A 22976-nucleotide genomic window follows, 5' to 3' on the forward strand; every position below is an offset into this window, starting at 1 on the left:
AGATAAACCCCAAAATGAAGGCGTCGTGATGATGGCCCCTTTGGTGCAGCAAAGAAACCTGACCCCAATGCACCAGGTTAGGACCAGAGGAAGTCACTGCGGGTGACGGTGGCGCCGATGGCGAAGGGCATGCAGGCGATGACCGGATACAGGTAGCGCATGTAGGTCGAGCCGTTGCACGGACCAATCAGGCACACGGCGAGCACGCCCAACAGCGGCACCCAGATCGCCAGCGCACGCCATGAATGACGACGCAGCAGGTAGACCACCACGGCGATCATAATCCACACATAGGTGGCCGAGCTCATGGTGAGCGAAATAAACGGGATGCGCTGCACCGCCACACGGTACAGATTGATCAGGTGGTCGCACCAGCGCACCACGTTGCTGTCAACCGGATGGAAGTCGAAGTACTTGAGGTTGTCGGGACGCGCCATGATCTCGGCACTACGCGCCGTGCTGTAGACCCAGGCATCGCGCGCGCTCGGATAAAAGTAGCCGTAATAGTTATTGATGAGCGCCGAGATATAGCACTCGGGATCCTTTTTGAACATCTGCGCCCAGACCTCAAAATAGGCCTTGATGTCCTCCTGCGAGGCGTACTCGTTAAAGCAGTTCTTGACGGCATCCGACTTATCCGGGTTGTAACGGCGGCCCAGATTCTCGTACTTGAGCACCCGGTCGATCACGGCGCGCTCCTCATCGGTCACCAAGCCGTCGCAAGGAGCCTCCACGATGGTGCCGTCCTCCTTTACCGTGGGGTTGACGCCCGAGTTGAGGCCGTCGTGCTTTTGGACGAAACGAGCCGTCTGTTGGAACGGAATCGAGAGGATTTCGCGCTTGGAACCAGGCGTGATGTCGTGCGCCGGCATAAAGACCTTGGTGAAGTACATATTAGAGGCAAGGCAGAGTGCAAGCACCGCGAGGACGCCAACCCAGCGGAAGCGCGGCGTGGCGCATGAGACCGCGGTGCCCGTCTGCTTAGCCGCACGACGGGCGACATGTACATCCCATGCGCAAAACGCCGCCGCAATCACGCAGGCCGCCAACGGAAAGACCAGACCGCCATTGCGCAAAAACGTGGAACCCATGGCAGCCAGCGCAAGCAACAGCCAGTCGTGGCGCGCAAAGAGCACGGGCCTCTGTTCGCCCGCACGCTCGGCATTGGCATCACGACGGGGCAAGCCACATGCCACGAGCTTGACGGTCTGTACCAGCAGCACCAAAAACGCGTCGGCAAAGAGCACGTCTTTGGTGAGCAACGCCGCGTAGTTAGAGAACATCGGCATAAACGCAAAGAACAGCAGGATCGCACCGCGAACCGGCAGGCTCACGCCCAGTTTGCGCAGCGACGAAATGGAATAGGCCATGCAGGCAGCCGTGATGACAAATTGAGCGCAGGTATAGATGATGAGGCCCGCGTTAGCGCTGTTGAACAGCGAAAGCCCCAGTTGAACGCACGAGCCGATAATGGCCGTGTGCACTACGGGATGATGCCCGTTGAGCAGCACGTTGGGGTTGAGTAGGCGCAGGTAGTCGCTCGTGCCGTTGGGATAGTTGAACCACTGGCGAATCTGCGCACCCGTATCTCCCATAAAAAGGCCGGGCAGCGAAGCGATGAGCGTGGGCGCCCAGGCGATCATAAGCACCAGGAAGGGCCCGGCAAAGGGATGGACCGAGAGCACGGCGTGAGCCACACGCCATATGCGGCCAAAGTGCGCCTCGGAAAACGGGATGCGTCGGGAGCTCAGCCAATCCAGACACTCAAAAGCCAGATAGAAGGCCACGATCGCTAGGAGCATCCAGCCCGCGCCGCCAATCCAGGCGCAGATGATGCGGGCCTTGTCGCCAAGAACAATCTCGGCCGAGTCGGTGAGGTCGTAGCTGCGGCCGAACACCATGCAGATGGCGAAAAACAGCGACGGCAGAATGATCGATGGACGCCAGGTGTCGCCACGGCCAAAGAACACGTAGCGAAACGGCAGCGTGAGCAGGCAGGCAAGCGCAAGCAGCATGACCGCGTCGGTATGGCCGGCAAACGAGAGGAGCACCTCGTAGCACACGTACAGCATGCCCGAGGCTTTGGGGTCAATCGCCAAGACTGCGTTGCTCGACACCGGGGCGGGATCGATGGAAAACGCCGTGGTCGCCAACAGCGCGAGCAGAAATGCGATGAGCGTCTGCTTGGCGGGGTAGCGCTTAAACCAGACGATGCGGGCCGCGTCGCGCGCAGCCGTTGTGGAGAGATCGGAATCCTTCACAGTCCGAAAGCCTTTCTAGAAACCTGCCAAAAAGGGACAGGTTTATTTTGGCAGGTTTTATCTGGGGAAACGTTACGGTTCTGTCATCATTGCCCAGCAAACCACCACAAAGGTGCCTGCCCCCTTTGTGGTCGTATGTGGTGGTTAAGCGTCGAGGTAGATGCGCTGGGGGCGATTGCGGTGTCGGGCGAAGATGATGAGCGCCAGGCCCGCAATAACGAGCGGAAGGCTCAGCAGCTGACCCATCGTGATGACGCCGCCCAGCAGATAGCCAAGCTGGGCGTCGGGCACGCGCACGAACTCGACGAGGAAGCGGACGATGCCGTAACCCATCACAAACACGCCCATAAACGTGCCCTGGGGCAGCAGCGGCTTTTTGCGGCTGAGCACCTGCAGAATGCAAAAGAGCACAATGCCCTCAAGAAATGCCTCGTAGAGCTGGGAGGGGTGACGCGACATATCGCCCGCGGTGCCACCGAAGACCACGCCCCAGGGCAGATCGGTCGGCTTGCCCCACAGCTCACCGTTGACAAAGTTGGCACAACGGCCCAGGCACAGGGCCAGCGGAGCGCCAATGACGGCAAGATCGGCCAACGTCCATGCATCGAGCTTATACATGCGGCACACGATGATGCCGCCCAAGATGCCGCCGACCAGGCCACCGTGGAAGCTCATGCCGCCCTCGTTGGTGGCAAAGATCTCGAGCGGGTGCGCCCAGTAGTAGCCGTCGCCGTAAAAGATGACGTAGAACAGACGGGCGCCAATGATAAGGCCAAAGACCACGCCGACCACGACACTCGTCAGGTCGTCAATCGTGATGCTAAAGCCCCAGCGACGCTGCGTGCGGTACATGACAACCGCCGTGAGCAGGGCACCGACCACATAGGCCAGACCATACCAGTAAATCGTGATGGGCCCCGCCGAAATCGCGACGGGATCAAGCATATGGTAGAAGTCGTTGAGCATGTCGACCCTCCTACTCCCTACATACAAATGCGGCCGCGGGCCTTGCGCTCGCAGCCGCATATCTGGGCGTAACGTCTATGCGGAGCATGTCGTCCGCAGCTTTCGCATCTTAGAACGGCGCGTACTCGTCGTACAGGTCGTCGGTCTCGCCGGAAGCATTGACCTGCTCGACGCGGGTGACGCCGGGCACGTGCTCCTTCAGGATGCGCTCGATACCCATAGACAGGGTCAGCGAGCTCATGGGGCAGCCGGCGCAGGCGCCCTGTAGTTCCAACTTGACGACACCCTCGTCGTCGACGCCCACATACTCCATATCGCCGCCGTCGGCCTGCAGGTTGGGGCGAATCTCTTCAAGAACCTTCTTAAGCAGCTCTTCGTTAACAGCCACAAGGGCTCCTTTCTCACAATAACGCGGGCACGCCCGCGGACAGGGGCTATGTTACTACAGCCATGTACCCGCTTAGGCGCCAGCCATGCGTGCGGACACGACTTTCACGAGCAGTCAATTTGGGACGGGGCTCTTTTGGCTGTTTTGCCGCCAGCTGGCGTTGGCACGCGCTACTGCCGAGCCTGTCCCCCGGTACCAATCTGGACATCGACGATGACCTGGCGGTAGCTGATGCCGCAGGAGTCGAGAATGCGGCGGCTGATACGGCCGTCATCGGTGTCGGCATACTTATTGTCCAGGTAGACGACCTCGCCCACGCCCACCTGCGCCAGGATCTTGGCGCAGTCGTGGCACGGGAACAGCGTGACGTAAACCGTGGAACCCTCGAGGTCCTTGAGCGAGCCACGGTAGTTGAGCACGGCGTTGGCCTCGGCATGGACCACGTAGTTGTGCTTGTCCTGCAGCGGGTCATCGCTCGTACCCCACGGGAAAAAGTCGTCGTTGAGCGCCGAGGGCGTGCCGTTGTAACCCACCGAAAGGATGCGGTGGTTGGTGCTGGCGATGCACGCTCCCACCTGCGTGTTGGGGTCCTTGCTGCGGCGCTGCGCGGCGATGGCCACGCTCATAAAGAACTCGTCCCAGCTAATAACGTCGCGGCGCTTGCCCGACGCGGTTTGATGAAGATCGTCCGACATGGCAGACACCTCCGCAATCGCAATAGTTTGGCCCATTGTAGCAGGTGAAAGGTAGGGGCGCTTATCCCACCAGCCCCTCGCCCTACGCGCGGCGGGGCTTTTGGTTGATGCGGTAGAGCTCGGCGAGACCCCGCAACGTCAGCGCGTCGTCTACCGTCAGGCTATGGCCGACCAGCGCCGCAAGTGCCTCGGCATCGTCGCCGGTAATGACGATGGGCACATCGCCCTCCCCCGCAGCCTTGGTCGCGCGCATCTCGGCAAGCACCATGTCGAGCATTCCGTCGATGCGGGCTACCTCGCCCAAAACCACACCCGAGCGCATGGCCTCGCGCGTGTTGCGTCCGATGACGTGCGTTGGCGCCGAGGGCTCAACCTGGGGTAGGCGCGCTGCTGCCGCCGAAAGCGAACGGGCGCCGAGGGCCAGGCCTGGCGCGATAACGCCGCCCACAAAGGTACCGTGCACGTCGATGACCTCGATATTGGTCGTCGTGCCCAGGTCAATCACGATGCACGGCGAGCCGTAGACGGCGCGGGCCGCCACGGCATCGGCGATGCGGTCGGGGCCGATCTCGGCCGGATCGTCGTAGTGCACGGGTATGCCGGTCTTAAGTCCCGGCCCCACGGTGAGCACGCGCCCCGTGCAGGTGCGGGAAAGTGCCGCCTTCCACGGGCGCTCGAGCGCCGGGACTACACAGCTCAGCACGGCCGCGGCGGGTGCAAGCACCCCGGGCACACCTGCATCGGCGGCGAGCGCGCCCATGACCTGCATAAGTCGCATGCGCGCTTCGTCGGCCGTAATGCTCGACGGCGTCGTGATCTCGCATGTCGCAAGCGGGCGCTCCTGCGCCGCGGCCGAATCCTCGGCAAACAGGCCAAAGCGAATGAACGTGTTGCCCACGTCGACCGTCAATATATATGCGCACCCATTAAGCATCGTCGGCGCTCCTTTCGTCTGCCCAGCAGTATATCGCCTACCTAAACCAGTCATCCCAAAATGACTAACTTGCGGCTATACTGGTGCGCGGTCGCGCGCGAGCTCACGCGGCGGCCCTTGGTAACCCGACTTCCCGCGCCGTATCCGTATCGGCGCTCCCGGGGGAAGCGGATATACGCAAAGGAGTTTTATATGAGCAATCCCTCGAACCGCGCTTCGATGCGCGGGCAACTCACGCTGCGCGGCGTCGTCATCGGCGTCCTCGGCTGCGTGATCATCACGGCAAGCTCGGCCTACACCGCCCTCAAGATGGGTGCACTCCCCTGGCCGATCGTCTTCGCTGCCGTCATCTCGCTGTTCTTCCTTAAGCTCATGGGCAACGCCAGCCTCAACGAGGCAAACGTCACCCACACCATCATGTCCGCAGGCGCCATGGTCGCCGGCGGTCTGGCATTTACCATTCCGGGCGCCTGGATGCTGGGCTATGCCGACCAGATCAGCTGGCTCGACATGTTTATCGTGGCACTCGCCGGCACTATCCTGGGTCTGCTGGCCACGGCGCTCATCCACCGTCACTTTATCGTGGACGCCGCGCTGGAGTTCCCCACCGGCAACGCCGCAGCTCAGACCCTGCGCGCCACCGAGGCAGGCGGCAAGACCGGCAAGCAGCTCTTTGGCTCCATGGCCATCGCCGGCATCTACAGCGTGCTGCGCGACGCTCTGGGCATTGTGCCCAGCATGTTGTGCACGCTCAACATCCCCGGCGTGACCTTTGCCATCTACAACTCGCCCATGTTGCTCTCCGTCGGCTTCCTCGTGGGCTTCGCCCCGGTCGCATTCTGGTTTGCCGGCGCGCTACTGGGCAATTTTGGCATCATTGTCGGCGGCACCGCTACCGGTCTGTTTGACGTTATGACCGCACAAGGCATTGTTAAGTCCCTGGGTATGGGCCTTATGATAGGCTTTGGCGTCGCCGTCGTCCTCAAGGACATCCTGCCGCAGGTCGCCGGTATCGTCCGCGGCCTCGCCGCCGACAGCTCCACCGACACCGACGAGCAGTCGCTCATCTCGGGCTCCCTTAAGCTCGACGCCGGTATCATCGGCCTGGGCGCTGCCGCCATCGCCGTGATCATCGCCATCGTGCTCGACCTTGGCCCCGTTCCGGCCGTCATCGTCACGCTGTTCACCTTTGTCACCACCATCATGAGCGCGCAGAGCTGCGGCCAGACGGGCATCGACCCCATGGAGATCTTCGGCCTCATCGTCATGCTCATCGTTGCCGCCTTCGCGCAGCTCGCTCAGGTCAAGCTGTTCTTTATCGCCGGCATCGTGGCCGTAGCGTGCGGCCTTGCGGGCGACGTCATGAACGACTTTAAGGCCGGCGCCGTGCTGGGCACCAACCCGCGCGCACAGTGGGTCGGCCAGGCCATCGGCGGCATCGTGGGCGCCCTGGTCGCTGCCGCCGTCATGGTCGCGCTCGTCACCGCCTATGGTCCGGACGCCTTTGGTCCCGACAAGAGTTTCGTTGCCGCACAGGCAAGCGTCGTCGCCACCATGGTCTCGGGCATCCCGAGTGTGCCGTGGTTCGCAGGCGGCTTTATCGCCGGTATCGTCATGTACTGGCTCGGCATTCCAGCCATGATGATCGGCCTGGGCGTGTACCTGCCGTTCTATATGTCGCTCACGGCTTTCCTGGGCTCCTGCGTTAAGCTCGCCTACGACAAGTGGTCCGCCCACCGCGACGCCACCGCTGGTCTTTCGGACGAGGAGAAGGCTGCCAAGGACGCCGCCTTCCAGGAACAGGGCCTTGTTGTCGCCAGCGGCCTGCTCGGCGGCGAGTCCATCGTCGGCGTTATTCTGGCGTTTGTCTCTGTTGGTCTGAGCCTGCTGGGGTAGGCCGAACAACAACGCACCAGCGCAGAGCGCGGAGTCGGAATCAAACCGGCCCCGCGCTTTTTTGTCTATTTGATTCTTATGATCCTCACGGCGTTTTAGCCATGTCGATTGGCCTGACTTCCAGGTCAACAAACCTTGTCTGACACCTCGCCTAACGCGGTGTAGAGTAAAGACGACAGACGCAAGAAGCGGCTCAGAAGCTAAACGAGGTAAGCATGGAACTCGACAAACAACAGATCAAGCGGCTGCGCGAGCGTCATCATCGTCGTCACGGTATACGCCCTGCACACAGCGAGGCCATGGAGAATGCTACCCGTTTCCTTAAGCAGGCGTTCAACATTCGCGAGGGACGCGCGCCCTATCACGTGATTCGCAAGCGCTTTGTAAACGGGGCGCGCCTGACTGGCTCGCACTTATGCATCCTGATCATTGCCATGTTGATCGCGAGCATCGGCCTCGATATCGACTCGGATATCGCCATTGTAGGTGCCATGCTCATCTGCCCGCTCATGGGCTCGGTCCTTGCCATGGCATATGGCATCGCCACGCTCGACCGCGAGATTACCGTCGAGGCCATTGCCGGTCTCGCGTTGCAGATGGCCTTCTGCCTGATCACGTCCACGCTGTACTTTAAGCTCTCACCGCTCGGCACCACCACGGCCGCTATCATCGACAACTCGACACCCACCGTCTGGGATCTTGCCGTCGCGCTCGCGGGTGGCTTTGCCGGAGGCCTGGGCAACTCGCGCGACCAGGAGCCCGCGACGCTTATCGCGGGCGTGGCCGTGGCAACCGCGCTCATGCCGCCCCTGTGCGCGGCGGGTTACGGCATCGCCATCGCGAGCGGGTCGCTGTTTCTCTCGGCGCTCTACGAATTTGGCATCAACGTTGTCTTTATCGCGCTGGCGGCCGAAGCCGTATTGCTTCTTCTACGTGTACCGCTCAAGCGTGACCTCAACGGCGACGGTATTGTGACCGCCGAGGAAAACGCCGAGGTCGATGAGCTGTCACACAAGGTGCGCCGCCGCATCATCGTGGGCACGGTGATCTTTGCCATCCCCTGCATCGTTATGACCGCGGGGTCTATTGGCTCGGCGCAGGCCGGCGTGCAGGACGGCTATGGCGTCACCGAAACTACGCGCGAGCTTGCCGCGGTACTGCCGGGCTTTAAGGATTACACCGTCGCCGTCGAGACCTCGGCCACCGAAGGCGGGGAGGAGGGCCTCGTCGAGCGCGAGGTTGTCGCCCATGTGACGACAAGCGAGACACTTGGGGCGCACGACCGTCGTGTTGCCCGCAAGCTCATCGACCTCAATGTGCCCGAACTCGATCGCGTGGAGTTCGATGTGAAGTGATGCCGGCGCGGGATGAGCGCTCGCACGGACGCAAGTTATGACGAGGCGCAGACGCGATACGGACGCGAGCAAATAGCGTGGTGCAGTTCACACCCGCGCCCCGCTCGCCGTTTTATTGCCGTGAATCAACTGTCCGCATCGACATCGCCAGACTCCACCATAAACGCCGGATCGGTGCTCACCAGATAAAAACGGGTCACCTTGGTATCTCTAAATAGGTAGAGCAAGCCCTGATCGCGTCGGCGCGAAATATGCGCCACGTGGACCGTACCGAATATTTCGCCGTTTTCATTCTTTAATACCAGAATGTTGGGGTCATCCGTACGCTTAAACTGCCCGTCTGTGCAGATTCCGTCTTGGTCAACCAGCTGCCATCGACAGTTGTCCTCCTCAAGAAAAGCCAGGGTTTCCCGACTCGTTTTGTCATCCCGATAGTAGCCATCAATGGCGAAGCCTTCGGAAGCACATTCCCGCATATAGGATGTTTCTCGACTTATAGCGAACTGCCCCATAGCGCCCAGGAGCACAGCTAGGCAAACCACTGCAAGGGTTATCGAGATAGTACGGCGGCCCATATTAACCAGCCCGATACTTGTTTAACGGAGCGTGAAACATACTTGGTACCTCCGATATCAGAGCAAACGTCACCCGCAGCCCGGCGGCAGTCATATGTTTCCAACATCAAACCATATGGCAACCACTCGCGAGAGGAGTATCGGCGAACGGTGCATTTTTGCGCTCCATTGGTCAAACGTCAACGCGCGCTACAGCTCTTGCCCGATCAATTCAGATTTTGTCGCATACTACCGTAGATCCCCAACGCTTCCACCCCCAAGAGATCATTTTTAGTACGTAAAGAAGCCCTCGCCCGAGCTTTCGCCCAGCTTGCCTTCGTCGAGCATTTTCTTGAGGACGGACGCCATAGCCTTAAAGTTGTAGGGCATCATCATTTTTTTGAGCAGCGGGCTCACCAAGCCCGGCACCTTCTGATACTGCATGACGATGTTGTAGGCCGTCTGGATACCCACCGTGTCGAATACGCGAAACGGACCCTTGGGGGCACCGGTGCCACGCGTCCACGCGAGGTCGATGCTCTTGGGATCGCTCACGCCCGAAACGTACAGGTCAAGGCCCGAAAGCAGCCACGGCACCAGCATGGAATTGAGCAGGTAGCCGTTCTTTTCCTTGTTGACGGGCAGGGCAAGCATACGGATATCGTTGGCAAAGTCGACGAGCTCGTCGAAGTAGCGCTTGTCGGTTTGGTCCTGTGCCATGACCTCGGTCATGTTGTTCTTCCAGATGGAGTTGGCAAAGTGCAGCGACAAGTACTTCTCGGGACGGCCGGTGTACTTGGCAAAGGTGCTCGGCAGCAGCGTGGAGGAGTTGGTCACGACGACGGTCTTTTGCGGGAGTACCGGGGCGAGCTTCTTGTAGAAGTCAATCTTTGCCTGGGCGTCCTCGGCCATAGATTCGATGACCAGGTCAGCGTCGGCCACGGCCTTGGCAAGATCGAGCTCCAGCTTGAGTGTGGAGTAGGCACGCTCGACGGCGGCGAGCGCCGCTTCCTTGTCGAAGGGCTGGGTGCCATCGGCGATACCGGCGCACCACTCGCCCGTACCGTCCGCCATGCCCTCGATTGCCGCGATGTACTCCTTGCGCACGTGATCGATCTTGGGCTGGGTGCGGCCGATGCTGCCCTCGCTGCGCAGCCAAATCGTTACATCAAAGCCGCAGTAGGCAGCCTGAAAGGCAATCTGGCTTCCCAACACGCCGCCGCCGGCAACACAAACGGTCTTGTAGCTCATGGAACGGTCCTCTCTTACGTAATTCCATAGATGTGTATTTATTCAACCGTAAGGATGGCACGCGCAGGGGTTGGGTTCTATAAACGGGCGGTATTTCGCGGCAAACGGCTACATATGTTCATTATCTCAGGGCTTCAAGGGCAATTTATGGTGCCACCGAGACGTCATTTTCGAAAGTATGCGGCAAACTCCGGAACTCTTGAGCACATCCTGGTTTTTCACCAATAAAACCGCAGGTACAGAGCTTGGACATATCCGGTGTGCTCGGCCTATTCAGATTTTGCCGCATACTTCCGAAATCTAAGTTCGCAAAGGGTGATAGTTGGGGCGTTTACGCAACATATGTCCAGCAAAAACGGGTGGTAGCCGGCACGGCTGCCACCCGTTTGTCTCATATCTAGCCCATAGCGGGCAAGCTACTTCTTAATGCCGCGTCCCAGACGCTTGGCGACCGATGTGACGGCCTCCTCGCTGGCCGGCCCGCAGCTCACGCAGCCGTCATGGGCACGCATCTGACCGGTGACCTCGTCCATCGCGAGCGGCGCCACCTTCTCGAGCTTAAAGCCCTTGCCGGCGCGCATGTTTTCCTTTGCCACGCTGATCATAAGCTTAATACGGTTGAGCTGGTTGACCTCGGACGCACCGGGGTCGTAGTCCACCGCGACAATGTTGCTCTCGGGATGCTGGCGGCGCAGCTCCTTGATCACGGCCTTGCCCACCACGTGGTTGGGCAGGCACGCGAAGGGCTGCGTGCAGATGATGTTGGGCGCACCATGGTCGATCAGGTCGAGCATCTCGGCCGTGAGCAACCAGCCCTCGCCCATGTTGTTGCACACCGAAAGTACCGTACGGGCCTTTTCGGCCATGGTGCCGATGCGCTCGGGCGCCTCGAAGCGGCGGGACTTCTCGAGCATCTCCTCCACCGGCGTGCGCATCCAGTCCACAAGCTTGATGAGCGCTTGCATGCCCGCGCGTGTAGTAGCAGAGCTTCCCAGCTCGTCTTTCTGCAGCTCGGCGTTGCTCATGGAGTAGAGGAAGAAGTCGAGCAGGCCCGGCACCACGGCCTCGCAGCCCTCGCGCTCAATGACATCGACCACGTGGTTGTTAGCCGTGGGATGGAACTTGACCAAGATCTCACCGACCACGCCCACGCGCGGCTTGGTGCCCTCGCCCACGAGCGGCATGGTGTCGAACGCGCGGATGGCCTCGCGGCACAGCTTGGTGTAGTTGTGGCGGTTAAACTTGGGCGCCAGCTTGCGGGCACGCGCCATGTACTCCTCGTAGAGCGCGTTGGCGGCACCGGGCGTGGCCTCGTACGGGCGGCAGCGGTAGAGCATCTGCATCATCACGTCACCAAAGAGCACCGCGTAGACTGCCTGCTTAAGCAGCGCCGGCGTCAGCTTAAAGCCGGGGTTGTCCTCGCCCAGCGCCACGGCCGAAAGCGAGATGACAGGAATCTCGGGGTGGCCGCTCTCGCGCAGGGCCTTGCGGATGAGCGCGATGTAGTTGGTGGCACGGCAGCCGCCGCCGGTCTGGCTGATGACCACGGCGGTCTTGGACAGGTCGTACCGACCGCTCTCGATGGCCTCCATAATCTGGCCCGTCACCAGAATCGACGGGTAGCAAATGTCATTGTTCACATAGCGCAGGCCAGCCTCGACGGCATCGTGGTCGGTCGAGGGCAGCAGCTCAAGGTTGTAGCCGGCACCGCGGAACACCTCTTTGACCAGGTCAAAGTGGATCGGCGCCATCTGCGGGCACAGGATGGTATAGCCCTCGTCGCGCATCTGCTCGGTAAAGGGCACCTTGGGCCATGCGGTCGAGGCGCTCTCACGCTGTGCCTCGAACGTGTACTTGCGGCTCGCGAACGCGGGGGCATCCGTGGAGGGCGCCACCGGCGCAGCGTCGCCCTGCTCAAAGACCTTGCCCGCGGCCGTGGCCTCGGCCAAGCGCTCGGCCTCCTGGTCCTTGAGTGCCGCCATGAGCGAGCGGATGCGAATGCGCGCGGCGCCCAGGTTGGACACCTCGTCGATCTTGAGCACGGTGTAGATCTTGCCACTGGCCTCCAGGATCTCCTGCACCTGATCGGTGGTCAGGGCATCGAGGCCGCAGCCGAAGGAATTGAGCTGGATCAGGTCCAGGTCGTTGCGCATGGTCACAAAGCGGGCGACGGCGTACAGGCGGCTGTGGTACATCCACTGGTCGACGACGCGGATCGGGCGCTCGGGCTTCACCAGATGCGCAAGCGAATCCTCGGTAAAGACCGCAAAGCCAAAGCTCGAGATAAGCTCGGGCAGGGCGTGGTTGATCTCGGGGTCGTTATGGTAGGGACGACCGGCGAGCACGATGCCGTGACCGCCGTGGTCCTCGACCCACTTAAGAGCCTCCTCGCCCATGGTCTGGATGTCCTCGTGGAAACGCGCATCGGCCTCAAAGGCGGCGTTGACAGCGGCATCGACCTCGGAGCGCGTGATCTTGGGCCCACGCACGCGACCGCGTCCGGCCTCAGCGTCGGCCACACGGTCGACGGCGAGCACCTGGTACAGACGGCGCTTGAGCTCGGTCTTGTCATGATAGGGCACAAACGGGTACAGGAACTCGATGTTCTGCTCGCGGATGTCGTCGATGTTGAGTGCCAACGCCGTGGGGTAGCTCATGACGATGGGGCAGTTGTAACAGTTGCCGGCGGTCGGGTCCTCTTTGCGCTCCCAGCGCACGCACGGCATCCAGATAAAGTCGACGTCGCGGTCGATAAGGTTCATCACGTGGCCGTGGCTCATCTTGGCTGGATAGCACACGCTCTCGGACGGCATGGACTCGATACCCGCCTGATAGGTCTTTTTGCTCGACTGGTCGGACAGCTGCACGCTAAAGCCCAGGCGCGTAAAGAACGCATGCCAGAAGGGGTAGTTCTCGTACATGTTGAGCGCGCGCGGAATGCCGACGGTGCCGCGCGGGGCCTCGTCGGGGCTCAGCACCTCGCGGTTAAAGAGCAGCTCGTTTTTCTTTTTGAAGAGGTTGGGGGCCTCGGTCTTTTGCTTTTTGTGGCCGGCACCCTTCTCGCAGCGGTTGCCGGTAATGAAGCGCCTGCCGCCGCCAAAGTCGTTGACGGTAAGCTGGCAGTTGTTGGAGCAACGGCCGCAGCGGACATGCTTTTGCGTCACGGTGAGGTGCGCGATATCCTCAGCCGAAAGGATGGTCGAGGTGCCGTCGACGCCGGCGCGATCGCGGGCGAGCAAGGCCGCACCATAGGCGCCCATGCAGCCGGCGATGTCGGGACGCACGGCGTGCACGCCGGTGAGCTGCTCAAACGCGCGCAGCGTGGCATCGGACATAAAGGTGCCACCCTGGACGATCACCTGACTGCCGATCTCCTGGGGGTCGCGCAGCTTAATGACCTTGAACAGGGCATTCTTGATGACGGAATAGGACAGGCCGGCCGCGATGTCGCCCACCGTGGCACCTTCTTTTTGCGCCTGCTTGACGCGCGAGTTCATAAAGACCGTGCAGCGGCTGCCCAGGTCGACGGGGGCCTTGGCATGGATGGCGGCGTCGGCGAACGCGCGCACGTCCATGTTCATAGAGACGGCGAAACTCTCGATAAAGCTGCCGCAGCCCGACGAGCAGGCCTCATTGAGCATGATGTGCTCGATGACGCCGTCCTTGACGCGCAGGCACTTCATGTCCTGGCCGCCAATGTCCAGAATGAACTCGACGCCGGGCAGGAACGCCTTGGCGCCGCGCAGGTGCGCGACGGTCTCGATCTCGCCGGAATCGGCCTTGAGAGCCTCGATGAGCAGCGCCTCGCCGTAGCCCGTGGTGGTCACGTGGCCGATGGTGCAGCCCGCGGGGATGTGGTTGTAGAAATCGGCCATGATGACCTTGGCCGTGCCCAGGATGTCGCCGTTGTTGTTGCCGTACCAGGTGTGCAGCAGCTGACCGTCCTCGCCCACGAGTGCGGCCTTCATGGTGGTGGAACCGGCGTCGATGCCGATGAACACGCGTCCGGTGTAGCCGTCGAGCTTGCCCTTGGGGACGACCTCGGTGTCGTGGCGACCCTTGAACTCGGCAAAGTCCTCGTCGGTGGCAAAGAGCGGATCCAGGCGCTCGACCTCAGCACCCTGCGTGTCGCCCAAGCTGTCGATGGCCTCGATAAGCTGTGGGAACGTGCTGAGCTTGTTGGACTCGTGCGCCATGGCGGCGCCGCTCGCTACAAACAGGTGGGCGTTTTGGGGCACGATACGGTGCTCCTCGTCCAGGTTGAGCGTGAGGTAGAAGCGGTGGCGCAGCTCGGAGAGATACTGCAGCGGGCCGCCCAGGAAGGCGACGTTGCCGCGGATGGGGCGGCCGCACGCCAGGCCCGAGATGGTCTGGGTCACGACGGCCTGGAAGATGGAGGCAGCCACGTCCTCGGGACGGGCGCCCTCGTTGAGCAGCGGCTGGACGTCGGTCTTGGCAAAGACGCCGCAGCGGCTGGCGATGGGATAGATGGTAGTGGCGTTGGCCGCGAGCTCGTTGAGGCCGCTCGCGTCGGTGTGCAGCAGGGTTGCCATCTGGTCGATGAAGGCGCCCGTACCGCCGGCGCAGGTGCCGTTCATGCGCTGCTCGATGCCGTTGTCGAAGTAGATGATCTTGGCGTCCTCGCCGCCCAGCTCGATGGCGACATCGGTGGCCGGGATAAGGGTCTCGACGGCGCGTTTGCTGGCGATGACCTCCTGGACAAACTCCAGGTCGAGCCACTGGGACAGCAGCAGGCCGCCCGAGCCGGTAATGGCGCAGGTCATCTGGGCCGTCGGCAGCACGGTCGCGGCACCCTCGAACAGGTCGCGGGCGCAGGCACGGACGTCGGTGTGATGGCGCTGGTACTTGGCGTAGACGATCTGGTTGTCGTCGTTGAGCACGGCGAGCTTAACGGTAGTGGAACCCACGTCGATGCCCAGGTGCAGGTTGCCACGAGCGTTCTCGGGGTTGAAGATCGCGCCTTCGGGGGCGTGGGCGGCGGCTACGGGCTCAGCGGCGGCAGCGGGCTCGCCAGTGACGGACGCCTCCCCTGCCGCGTTCTTGGCATCGGCAACTGCCTCGGCAACTTTCTCGGCTGCCGCGGTCGCGGCCTTCTGCGCGGCGTCCACCACGGCGGGCGCGGCCTCGCGTGCGGCAGCGACCATGCGGTCCTTAATGCCCTCGACGAGTTTGCTCATTGTCTCTCCTCTTAGTTGTTGGACTCGACGGTTGCGGCGGTGTCGACCGCGTCCTCGAGCTGCAAGTTCAATAGCTTCATGCCGTATTCCGGCACGTTGATATCGATGGGTTGGCCATACAGGTCGCCGGGGCGCACAAAAGCGAGCACCGTCATAATGCGCGCCATGGCCTCGGGCGATTCGGTGAGCCCACGCTCAAACCAGCGCTGAATCATGCCGACCTCGGCGCTCACGACGTAGGTGACGTAGTAGTCAAAGAACGTGCCCAGCGCCAGGCCCAAAATGCCCGTCTGCGCACGCGGCACCACAGCCTCACGCGCGGTGTCGATAATCCTTTTAATAAAGGCCTGGTCGCCGCCCGGACCCAGCAGCGCACCGATTAAGTCGCGGTTGGCCGCAAGATAACGCAGCAGCTCAACCGAACCGGGCGCCGGCTCGAGCTCATCGATGTTGTGATAGAGATCGGGTAGCTGAGCTGCAGTGATGAGCTCAATGCGCTCACGGATCTCGGCCAGCAAGCCGTCCTCGATTTGATTGATAAAGTCGGGAATATCGCGGTAGTGCGAATAGAACGTGCGGCGCGTAAGACCGGCGCGCTCGGTGAGCGACGCAACGTTAATGCGCGAAAGGTCGCCGCTTTCGGCAAGCTCGCTGGCAAGTGCCTGGCGAAGGGCACGCTGCGAGCGAAGGGATCGGCGATCGCATTTCTCGAGCTGGGACAAGCGTCCTCCCTGTTACTCAACCTGTGCACTATTGCACAGTGCGAGTATTATTGCACACCGTGTGCATCAACACGTAAAGGCAATATTTAGATTGTGGCAAAAGCGCAGTCCCTTGGTCACATTATTCGATGACGGTGCGGGAGTTTTGCTTGCGCATGGTGGCGAGCATGTGCTTGGGAACGGCGTGGGTCATGCAGCTGCCGATAGTCGCGCCTGCGGCGGCCTTGGCTGCATCGCTGCCGTTTTTGGTCGCATAACTGTGGCGGAAGCGTTTGAGCATGGCAATGTCGTTGCCGCCGTCGCCGTAGACCGCCACCTCGTCCTCGGCAATGCCGTAGTAACCCGCCAGCCAGGCAACACTCTCGCCCTTGTTGCACGCCACGTCCGTGATCTCGAACATCACCGGATCGAACGGCGCGTTGACCACGCGGTCCGATCGTTCGGCCAAATATGCCTTAAGGTCGCGCTCCAGCTCGGGCGAGGTCACGCGACAATTGATCTTGCATACATCGTGACGCAAGATATCGCCGATCGACTGGTCGAAATACTGTTCCTCGTGATAGCCGCCACGCGCACGCATGCCGCGCATCACAATACGCTTGATGGGGCTGTCCTTTTTAAAGCCCGCCTGATGCATCTCGAACGAACCGCTCGAGAACATGCCATCGGGCGTGGAGCAATCAAAGCAGATATCCGGGAACGCCTTGAGCAGCTCCTCGGTAACCTGCGGGTCGATGGTCCAGGTTTTGAGCACCTCGCCATGACTGTCGCGCACGATGGAGCCGTTAGAGCAGCAGGCATCGATCGCCAGCCCCGTAAAGCCATGCTCGCCGATTGGCAACGTCGAGCGCCCGGTCGCGGGAACCACATGCAAGTCAGCCTCGGTCAGCTCGCGGATGGCACGGCGGATGGTCCCATCCGCCTCGTGCAGGGCGTTCAGCAGCGTTCCGTCTAAGTCACTCGCAAACATCTTGATCATGGGCGTGCCTCTCCTTCGTCTGCACGATATTGTAGACGAGAACGGGCGCGCCCCAAGAGAGGCACGCCCGTCGGGCGAAAGATTGTCCTACACCGCGGCAGGGCCATGTTCGCCGGTACGGATGCGGATAACTTCCTCGACCGGCTCGACCCAAATCTTGCCGTCTCCGACGGCACCGGTGCGAGCAGCGTTGCAGATGATCTCGACAATGCCGTCGACATGTTCATCGGCGCAGATGAGGATGAACTGCACCTTAGGGATCGTGTTGACAAGCAACTCGTTGCCGCGCACGTATTCCTTCCAGCCATGCTGCGCGCCGCAGCCCTGCACCTGGTTGATGGTCATGCCGCGAACATCGGCAGCAAACAGCGCGTCTTTGAGAACCTCAAGTTTTTCCTGACGGACGATCGCCGTGATCTTCTTCATAGTGAATTCCTCTCTTTAGTAAAGAAATGAATTGCCATTCAATAACGCGGGTTTTCCAAGTGCCCGAGATTGCCCCGAAAGAGGAGCGCCGCGTACTTCGGTACGCAAGCGACGGTTTGAGGGGCAAGGTCGGGTGCTTGGGAAAGCCGCGCTGCTAATCGAGTCCGGAGAACGAGGGGTACGCGCTCTCGCCGTGCTGACTCGCATCCAGGCCCAGTGCCTCGTCGGCCTCGTCCACGCGCAGGCTACCGTGGAACAGCGCCTTGACCACCGCGGCGATCACCAAGTCGAGCATCAGCACAATAACGACCGTCACCACAATGCCCAGAACCTGCGAGACAAGCAGCGACACGTCGCCCGTGTAGAACAGGCCGCCCTTACCGGTCCACGAGAGCTCCGGCACGCAGAACAGGCCCGTGAGCACACCGCCCAAGATGCCGCCGATACCGTGGCAACCGAACGCGTCGAGCGCATCGTCGTAGCCGAACTTGGTCTTAAGATGGCTGATGGCCAGATAGCAGACGGGCGATACGATCAGGCCCATGACCAGCGCCGCCCACGGCTCGACAAAGCCCGCACCCGGCGTAACCACCACAAGGCCCGCAACCAAACCGGTGCTAGCACCCACCAGCGTGGGACGACCGGTGTGCACGCGCTCGACGACAAGCCACGAGACCATGCCCGCCGCGCTGGCCGTCACGGTGTTGAGGATGGCGAGTGCCGCCACGGCGTCGGCCTTAAACTCGCTGCCGCCGTTAAAGCCAAACCAACCAAACCAAAGTAGACCGGCGCCCAGCGCCACAAACGGCACGTTATGCGGACGGTAGCTCACCATGCCAAAGCCGCGACGACGGCCGAGCATTAAGCAGAGAATCAGGCCCGTGAGACCGGACGAAATGTGTACCACGTCGCCGCCGGCAAAGTCGAGCGCGCCGATGATGTCGCCGATAAAGGAACCATCGCCGCCCCAAACCATGTGGGCGAGCGGCGCATAGACCACGAGCAGCCAAATGCCCAGGAAGGCCGTCATGGCACCAAACTTAACGCGGCCTGCCAGACTGCCCGTAACGATAGCGGCGGTGATCATGGCAAACGCCATCTGGAAGGCGATGTTGATGATCTGAGGGTAGACGGCACCATCCGCAGCATTGCCCTCGGCCGCCTGCAGCACCTGGTTGAGCACCGGCAGGCACAGCAACTGGTCAAAGCCGCCAATAAACGGGCTAGAACCGTCGCCACCGTAGGCCAGCGACCAGCCGGCAACAATCCACAGCACACCAACCAGGCCAATGGCGCCAAAGCACATAAGCATGGTGTTGATGACATTTTTGCGCCTGGACAGGCCGCCATAGAAAAACGCCAGACCCGGTGTCATTAAAAACACGAGCATGGTGCAGATGAGCATAAACGTTGTCGATCCCGTATCGTACATTCGCTCCCCCTTGGTCGCATGAACGTTGTCGGCGCTCATGATGCGGCCGAGGGGCAACTGGTGTAGACCAGATACGGCGTTGTTAAACGCTGCGTTGTCGAATGGAAACGGCACCGCAATCTTGGAAACGGCGCGGCAACGGACGCGAAACGAACGGGAAACGTGCGAACGAGAAGGGCGCGCTTGGCTCCGCTCTGGCTAGCGCCGGAACAGCTCGCGGGCTCGGTCGCGGAGGTCGGTAGCTCGAATGACACCCTCGTAACGATTGATGCGCAGACGCGGGAAGGCGTTAAAGAAGCGTAGGTCGCGGCGGCTGAGTGACACGCTCGGTACCGGGCGGCTCATGCGCTTGCCGGCAAGGCGACGACCGAGCGACGGACGCGGCATACTCGGCGCGGCATCGGCCACGCGGCGGGCAGCGAGCGCCAGGCCGCGAGCACCATCCGAGATAAACGTCGGCATCGAAGTCTTCTCGCGCAGGGCATCGAGCGCCGCGTCGCCCAGCTCGGCCAGCCAAGCGTTAACGGCGCGACCGCGGATATGCGTCTGCGCCACCGAGTCAATCGCCGAATCGGGAATACGTTCGAGCATAGAGTCGGAGGCGTCGGCAAGCGACTCATTGATGCGGTCGGCAAGGTCGGCACGCACACGCTCAAGCTGATCGGACAGACGCCGCCAGCTCGCCAACGAGCACACCGCATCGACCATCATCGCGACCGCGACGATAAAGGCGGCCAAGCGCACGATTAGCACCGGCAGATGGCCAAGCAGCCCCAGCAATGCCGGCTCCACTAAACGGCAAATACACAACGCACCCAAGCCAAACGCGCAGGCCCAGTACAGGCAGATGCGTCCGTGCAGGTTAAACGGCAGATGCGAGTAATCCCAAAACCGGGCACCCGTCGTTTTTTCCAACAGCACGCCCACGCTATATTCGATCACGCTGCATACGAGCGCGGCAGCGACAAACTGGCTCGAGGCGTCTGGGATTCCACGCAGCAGCAACCAGCACGCAATGCCGCCCGCACCGTAGATGGGACAACACGGCCCTAGCAAAAAGCCGCTGTTGGCAAAGCGTCCGTGGTTGAGCATGGCGCAGACTGTCGACTCCCATACCCAGCCGCAAAAACCGTAGAAGGCAAACGAGAGTACCAGCGCCGAGAGCGGACAGGCGGCAAGCGTCGCGCCGTCAAATGCCATGTCGATCGCGGTTCCCACCGTCTACCCACTCCTCTTTTCGTTCGATTCTTTGCTCGAGCCGTCACTCGGGCCCTCGTTCAAATCGTTCGCGCCGCCTTTGCGCGGCAGACGGCCGGCAATCGTCTCGCGCAGTGCGCACCATTTATCCGCCAGGCACACAATCCATGCCTCACGACACGTCGGCGGCACCGGTACCAGCGGAAACATATGCCGTACGATAATATTCCGCTCGCGCGGCGTCAGCTCAAAATCTTCCTCCGCACGCGCCAAGGCAAAAAACGGGTGACGAAAGCCATGCAGTCGATGGCTTGGGTCGGGATCGTGCCAGTCATAGAGAAAGTAATCGTGCAGCAGGGCCCCGCGCAGCAGCGATAAGCGGTCGACGGAGATACCGACGCGGCCCAGGCGCTCGGCAAAGGACAGACTTGCCCGCGCTACCGAGGTCACATGCGTATAGACCGTCACATCGCCATGTTGGATAAACTCATGCATCAGGTCCAAGCGGCCCGCCTGGGCAAGCTGACGGGCGGCATCGTCGACCTCGCGCGCGATTTTCTCGGCACGAACGGTATCGGACATGCGGCCTCCTTCCGGCGGCGCTCGGCGGCAAGCCGCGGCCTGCGCGCAATGAATAAAATCATCATCGAATTTACCAGTATGGCATCGGACAAAACGTTTTGCCCCACCAGTTGGCGAATTACCGCGCCGCCGTCACATATCAAACGCCAAAATGTGCGAGACTGTCTTGTGCAATTGTGCCGGCCGAGGGAGTGCCGGCGCACGATTCGCATGGAGTAACCCACAACGATGCTGCTTACGCAAACGACAACGCCCGAGGACGTCAAGGCTCTCGATCGCGCCGAGCTTCCGCTGCTCTGCGGCGAGATCCGCCACGCCATCCTCGAAAGCTCCGCCGCCGTCGGCGGGCACGTTGCCCCCAACCTGGGCGTCGTTGAGCTTACGGTTGCGCTCCATCGCGTGTTTAACTCCCCCATCGACAAGATTGTCTTTGATGTTTCGCACCAGACCTACGCCCACAAGGCGCTGACTGGGCGCGCGTACACTTATATCGATCCGGAGCGTTATGGTGAGGCTTCTGGCTTTGCCAATCCCGACGAGTCCGAGCACGACCTGTTCGCCATGGGCCACACCTCCACGTCGGTGAGCCTGGGCTGCGGCCTAGCGCACGCTCGCGACCTGGCGGGGGATACATACAACGTCATCACCATCATCGGCGACGGCTCGCTTTCGGGCGGTTTGGCGTTTGAGGGCTTTAACAATGCCGCCGAACTCGATAGCAACCTGATCATCATCGTCAACGATAACGACCAGTCCATCGCCGAGAACCACGGTGGCCTCTATCGCAATCTGGCCGAGCTGCGCGCCAGCAACGGCACCTGTGAGCGCAATGTTTTCCGCGCGATGGGGCTCGACTACCGCTATCTGGACGCCGGTAACGACGTGTTGGCCCTAGTCGACGCGCTGCAGGAACTACGCAATATCGATCATCCCATCGTGCTGCACGTCTCCACCGCCAAGGGCAAGGGCTTTGAGCCGGCCCAGAACGACCCCGAGCGCTGGCATCACGTAGGCCCCTTTGACATGGCGACCGGCCGAAAGCTCTGCCCGGGCCATCCGAGCGAGCCTGCGCCGCGCACCTACGCCGACATTACGGGCGAGGCGCTCAGCGCCGCCATCGAGCGCGATCCGCAGGTTGTGGGCATCACGGCTGCCACGCCCTACATCATGGGCTTTACACCCGAGCTTCGCGCCGCGGCAGGCAAGCAGTTTGTCGACGTGGGCATTGCCGAGGAACACGCCGTGACCTTTGCCACCGCGCTCGCCAGCGCCGGTGCCAAGCCGGTCTTTGGCGTGTACGGCACGTTTTTGCAGCGCGCCTACGACGAACTGTGGCACGACCTGTGCCTCAACGACGCCCCCGCAACCATCTTGGTGTTTGGCGCGTCGATCTTTGGCACCACGTCCGAGACGCACCTTTCGTTCTTTGATATTTCCATGCTGGGCGGTCTTCCCAACATGCACTACTTCGCGCCGGCCTGCATGGAGGAATATCTGTCCATGCTGAGCTGGTCGCTCGATCACCGCGAACATCCCGTGGCGATTCGCGTGCCGGGCATTGGCTTGGTAAGCCGCCCCGACTTGGCGCCTGCCGAGGACGACGATTACGGCGTCGCGCGCTACAACGTGGTGTGTCAGGGCCGCGACGTAGCCGTGCTCGCGCTCGGCGATTTCTTTGAACTGGGCGAGCGCGTGGCAAACCGCTTGGCTGCCGAGTACGGCATCGAGGCCACGCTCGTCAACCCGCGCTTTGCAACCGAGCTCGACCACGAGTTCCTCGACAGTCTTGCCGCCGAGCATCGCGTTGTCGTCACCCTCGAGGACGGCATCTTGGACGGCGGCTGGGGCGAACGCGTGGCATGTTATCTGGCATGCACGCCGTTGCGCACGCGCACCTTCGGCATCGCCAAGGGCTTCCCCGACCGCTACGACCCCAACGAACTGCTTGCGCGGAACGGCATGACGGTCGAGAACATGGCCGCCGAAGCCGTAAGGCTACTGAACGAGTAAAAAACCTCCGCAAGGGAAGCACCCCTGCGGAGGTTTTTATTTTCGCGACGCGATTATCTCAATCTGTAACATCTAGGGCCCGAATTCCCGTCTATCTGTTACAGATCAAGACAAGACGTCTTAGTCCCTG

The 22976-nt window shown here is 61.5% G+C and carries 17 protein-coding genes; 3 read left to right on the forward strand and 14 right to left on the reverse strand.

What is annotated here, in order from left to right:
* Nucleotides 1–77: 77 nt before the first annotated feature.
* From DW180_RS01465 to DW180_RS01485, 5 genes are all read right to left on the reverse strand, one after another.
* The gene (locus DW180_RS01465) at nucleotides 78–2261 is read right to left on the reverse strand and encodes a DUF6020 family protein (protein WP_233545134.1); all 2184 of its coding nucleotides are present in this window, start codon (nucleotides 2259–2261) and stop codon (nucleotides 78–80) included.
* Between the two features lie 144 nt (nucleotides 2262–2405).
* Nucleotides 2406–3227, reverse strand: coding sequence for a prolipoprotein diacylglyceryl transferase (lgt, locus tag DW180_RS01470; protein WP_117640264.1), 822 nt, complete (start codon nucleotides 3225–3227; stop codon nucleotides 2406–2408).
* Between the two features lie 109 nt (nucleotides 3228–3336).
* Nucleotides 3337–3615, reverse strand: a complete 279-nt coding sequence (locus tag DW180_RS01475; RefSeq protein WP_099432127.1) for a NifU family protein — start codon at nucleotides 3613–3615, stop codon at nucleotides 3337–3339.
* Between the two features lie 170 nt (nucleotides 3616–3785).
* A complete protein-coding gene (locus DW180_RS01480; RefSeq protein WP_117584124.1) occupies nucleotides 3786–4310 on the reverse strand; it encodes a dCMP deaminase family protein in 525 nt (174 codons plus the stop codon).
* Between the two features lie 82 nt (nucleotides 4311–4392).
* Nucleotides 4393–5244 (reverse strand): type III pantothenate kinase, encoded by an 852-nt coding sequence (locus DW180_RS01485; RefSeq protein WP_117758398.1) that lies wholly within the window; start codon nucleotides 5242–5244, stop codon nucleotides 4393–4395.
* 192 nt (nucleotides 5245–5436) lie between these two features.
* Between DW180_RS01485 and DW180_RS01490 the strand changes: the two genes are divergently transcribed.
* Together DW180_RS01490 and DW180_RS01495 are read left to right on the forward strand one after the other, a co-directional pair.
* On the forward strand, nucleotides 5437–7140 hold the full coding sequence (locus DW180_RS01490; RefSeq protein WP_118237065.1) for an OPT/YSL family transporter: 1704 nt from the start codon (nucleotides 5437–5439) through the stop codon (nucleotides 7138–7140).
* Between the two features lie 215 nt (nucleotides 7141–7355).
* The gene (locus DW180_RS01495; RefSeq protein WP_117758396.1) at nucleotides 7356–8495 is read left to right on the forward strand and encodes a DUF389 domain-containing protein; all 1140 of its coding nucleotides are present in this window, start codon (nucleotides 7356–7358) and stop codon (nucleotides 8493–8495) included.
* Nucleotides 8496–8620: 125 nt separating this feature from the next.
* On the opposite strand, the gene DW180_RS01500 is transcribed toward DW180_RS01495, so the two are convergent.
* From DW180_RS01500 to DW180_RS01540, 9 genes are all read right to left on the reverse strand, one after another.
* Nucleotides 8621–8971, reverse strand: a complete 351-nt coding sequence (locus DW180_RS01500; RefSeq protein WP_118071993.1) for a hypothetical protein — start codon at nucleotides 8969–8971, stop codon at nucleotides 8621–8623.
* A gap of 369 nt (nucleotides 8972–9340) precedes the next feature.
* Nucleotides 9341–10300 carry a 3-hydroxyacyl-CoA dehydrogenase gene (locus DW180_RS01505; protein ID WP_117758394.1) on the reverse strand — a complete coding sequence of 320 codons (960 nt, stop codon included), beginning with the start codon at nucleotides 10298–10300 and terminating at the stop codon, nucleotides 9341–9343.
* A gap of 416 nt (nucleotides 10301–10716) precedes the next feature.
* Entirely contained in the window at nucleotides 10717–15498 is a 4782-nt protein-coding gene (locus tag DW180_RS01510; RefSeq protein WP_118237067.1) for a 2-hydroxyacyl-CoA dehydratase, read from the reverse strand.
* An 11-nt stretch (nucleotides 15499–15509) separates the two neighbouring features.
* Entirely contained in the window at nucleotides 15510–16220 is a 711-nt protein-coding gene (locus tag DW180_RS01515; RefSeq protein WP_117584131.1) for a TetR/AcrR family transcriptional regulator, read from the reverse strand.
* A 121-nt stretch (nucleotides 16221–16341) separates the two neighbouring features.
* Nucleotides 16342–17199: an HAD-IIB family hydrolase gene (locus DW180_RS01520; protein WP_118237069.1), complete on the reverse strand. Its 858-nt coding sequence runs from the start codon at nucleotides 17197–17199 to the stop codon at nucleotides 16342–16344.
* A gap of 87 nt (nucleotides 17200–17286) precedes the next feature.
* Nucleotides 17287–17625, reverse strand: a complete 339-nt coding sequence (locus tag DW180_RS01525; RefSeq protein ID WP_118237071.1) for a P-II family nitrogen regulator — start codon at nucleotides 17623–17625, stop codon at nucleotides 17287–17289.
* Between the two features lie 154 nt (nucleotides 17626–17779).
* Complete coding sequence (locus DW180_RS01530) at nucleotides 17780–19057, reverse strand: ammonium transporter (RefSeq protein WP_117584134.1); 1278 nt, start codon at nucleotides 19055–19057, stop codon at nucleotides 17780–17782.
* 198 nt (nucleotides 19058–19255) lie between these two features.
* On the reverse strand, nucleotides 19256–20275 hold the full coding sequence (locus tag DW180_RS01535; protein ID WP_233502699.1) for a putative ABC transporter permease: 1020 nt from the start codon (nucleotides 20273–20275) through the stop codon (nucleotides 19256–19258).
* A gap of 3 nt (nucleotides 20276–20278) precedes the next feature.
* Nucleotides 20279–20836, reverse strand: a complete 558-nt coding sequence (locus DW180_RS01540; protein ID WP_117584135.1) for an HD domain-containing protein — start codon at nucleotides 20834–20836, stop codon at nucleotides 20279–20281.
* 228 nt (nucleotides 20837–21064) lie between these two features.
* Between DW180_RS01540 and DW180_RS01545 the strand changes: the two genes are divergently transcribed.
* A complete protein-coding gene (locus DW180_RS01545; RefSeq protein WP_118237073.1) occupies nucleotides 21065–22846 on the forward strand; it encodes a 1-deoxy-D-xylulose-5-phosphate synthase in 1782 nt (593 codons plus the stop codon).
* Nucleotides 22847–22976 lie beyond the last annotated feature (130 nt).

The sequence above is a fragment of the Collinsella sp. AM16-21 genome (assembly GCF_003471905.1).
Taxonomy (GTDB): Bacteria; Actinomycetota; Coriobacteriia; order Coriobacteriales; family Coriobacteriaceae; genus Collinsella.

What these genes read in the sequence shown, in the direction of transcription:
- DW180_RS01480 (WP_117584124.1), bottom strand. Translation starts at nt 4,310, where the DNA reads ATGTCGGACGATCTTCATCAAACCGCGTCGGGCAAGCGCCGCGACGTT.
- lgt (WP_117640264.1), bottom strand. Translation starts at nt 3,227, where the DNA reads ATGCTCAACGACTTCTACCATATGCTTGATCCCGTCGCGATTTCGGCG.
- DW180_RS01490 (WP_118237065.1), top strand. Translation starts at nt 5,437, where the DNA reads ATGAGCAATCCCTCGAACCGCGCTTCGATGCGCGGGCAACTCACGCTG.
- DW180_RS01485 (WP_117758398.1), bottom strand. Translation starts at nt 5,244, where the DNA reads ATGCTTAATGGGTGCGCATATATATTGACGGTCGACGTGGGCAACACG.
- DW180_RS01495 (WP_117758396.1), top strand. Translation starts at nt 7,356, where the DNA reads ATGGAACTCGACAAACAACAGATCAAGCGGCTGCGCGAGCGTCATCAT.
- DW180_RS01510 (WP_118237067.1), bottom strand. Translation starts at nt 15,498, where the DNA reads ATGAGCAAACTCGTCGAGGGCATTAAGGACCGCATGGTCGCTGCCGCA.
- DW180_RS01500 (WP_118071993.1), bottom strand. Translation starts at nt 8,971, where the DNA reads ATGCGGGAATGTGCTTCCGAAGGCTTCGCCATTGATGGCTACTATCGG.
- DW180_RS01525 (WP_118237071.1), bottom strand. Translation starts at nt 17,625, where the DNA reads ATGAAGAAGATCACGGCGATCGTCCGTCAGGAAAAACTTGAGGTTCTC.
- DW180_RS01505 (WP_117758394.1), bottom strand. Translation starts at nt 10,300, where the DNA reads ATGAGCTACAAGACCGTTTGTGTTGCCGGCGGCGGCGTGTTGGGAAGC.
- DW180_RS01520 (WP_118237069.1), bottom strand. Translation starts at nt 17,199, where the DNA reads ATGATCAAGATGTTTGCGAGTGACTTAGACGGAACGCTGCTGAACGCC.
- DW180_RS01530 (WP_117584134.1), bottom strand. Translation starts at nt 19,057, where the DNA reads ATGTACGATACGGGATCGACAACGTTTATGCTCATCTGCACCATGCTC.
- DW180_RS01540 (WP_117584135.1), bottom strand. Translation starts at nt 20,836, where the DNA reads ATGTCCGATACCGTTCGTGCCGAGAAAATCGCGCGCGAGGTCGACGAT.
- DW180_RS01545 (WP_118237073.1), top strand. Translation starts at nt 21,065, where the DNA reads ATGCTGCTTACGCAAACGACAACGCCCGAGGACGTCAAGGCTCTCGAT.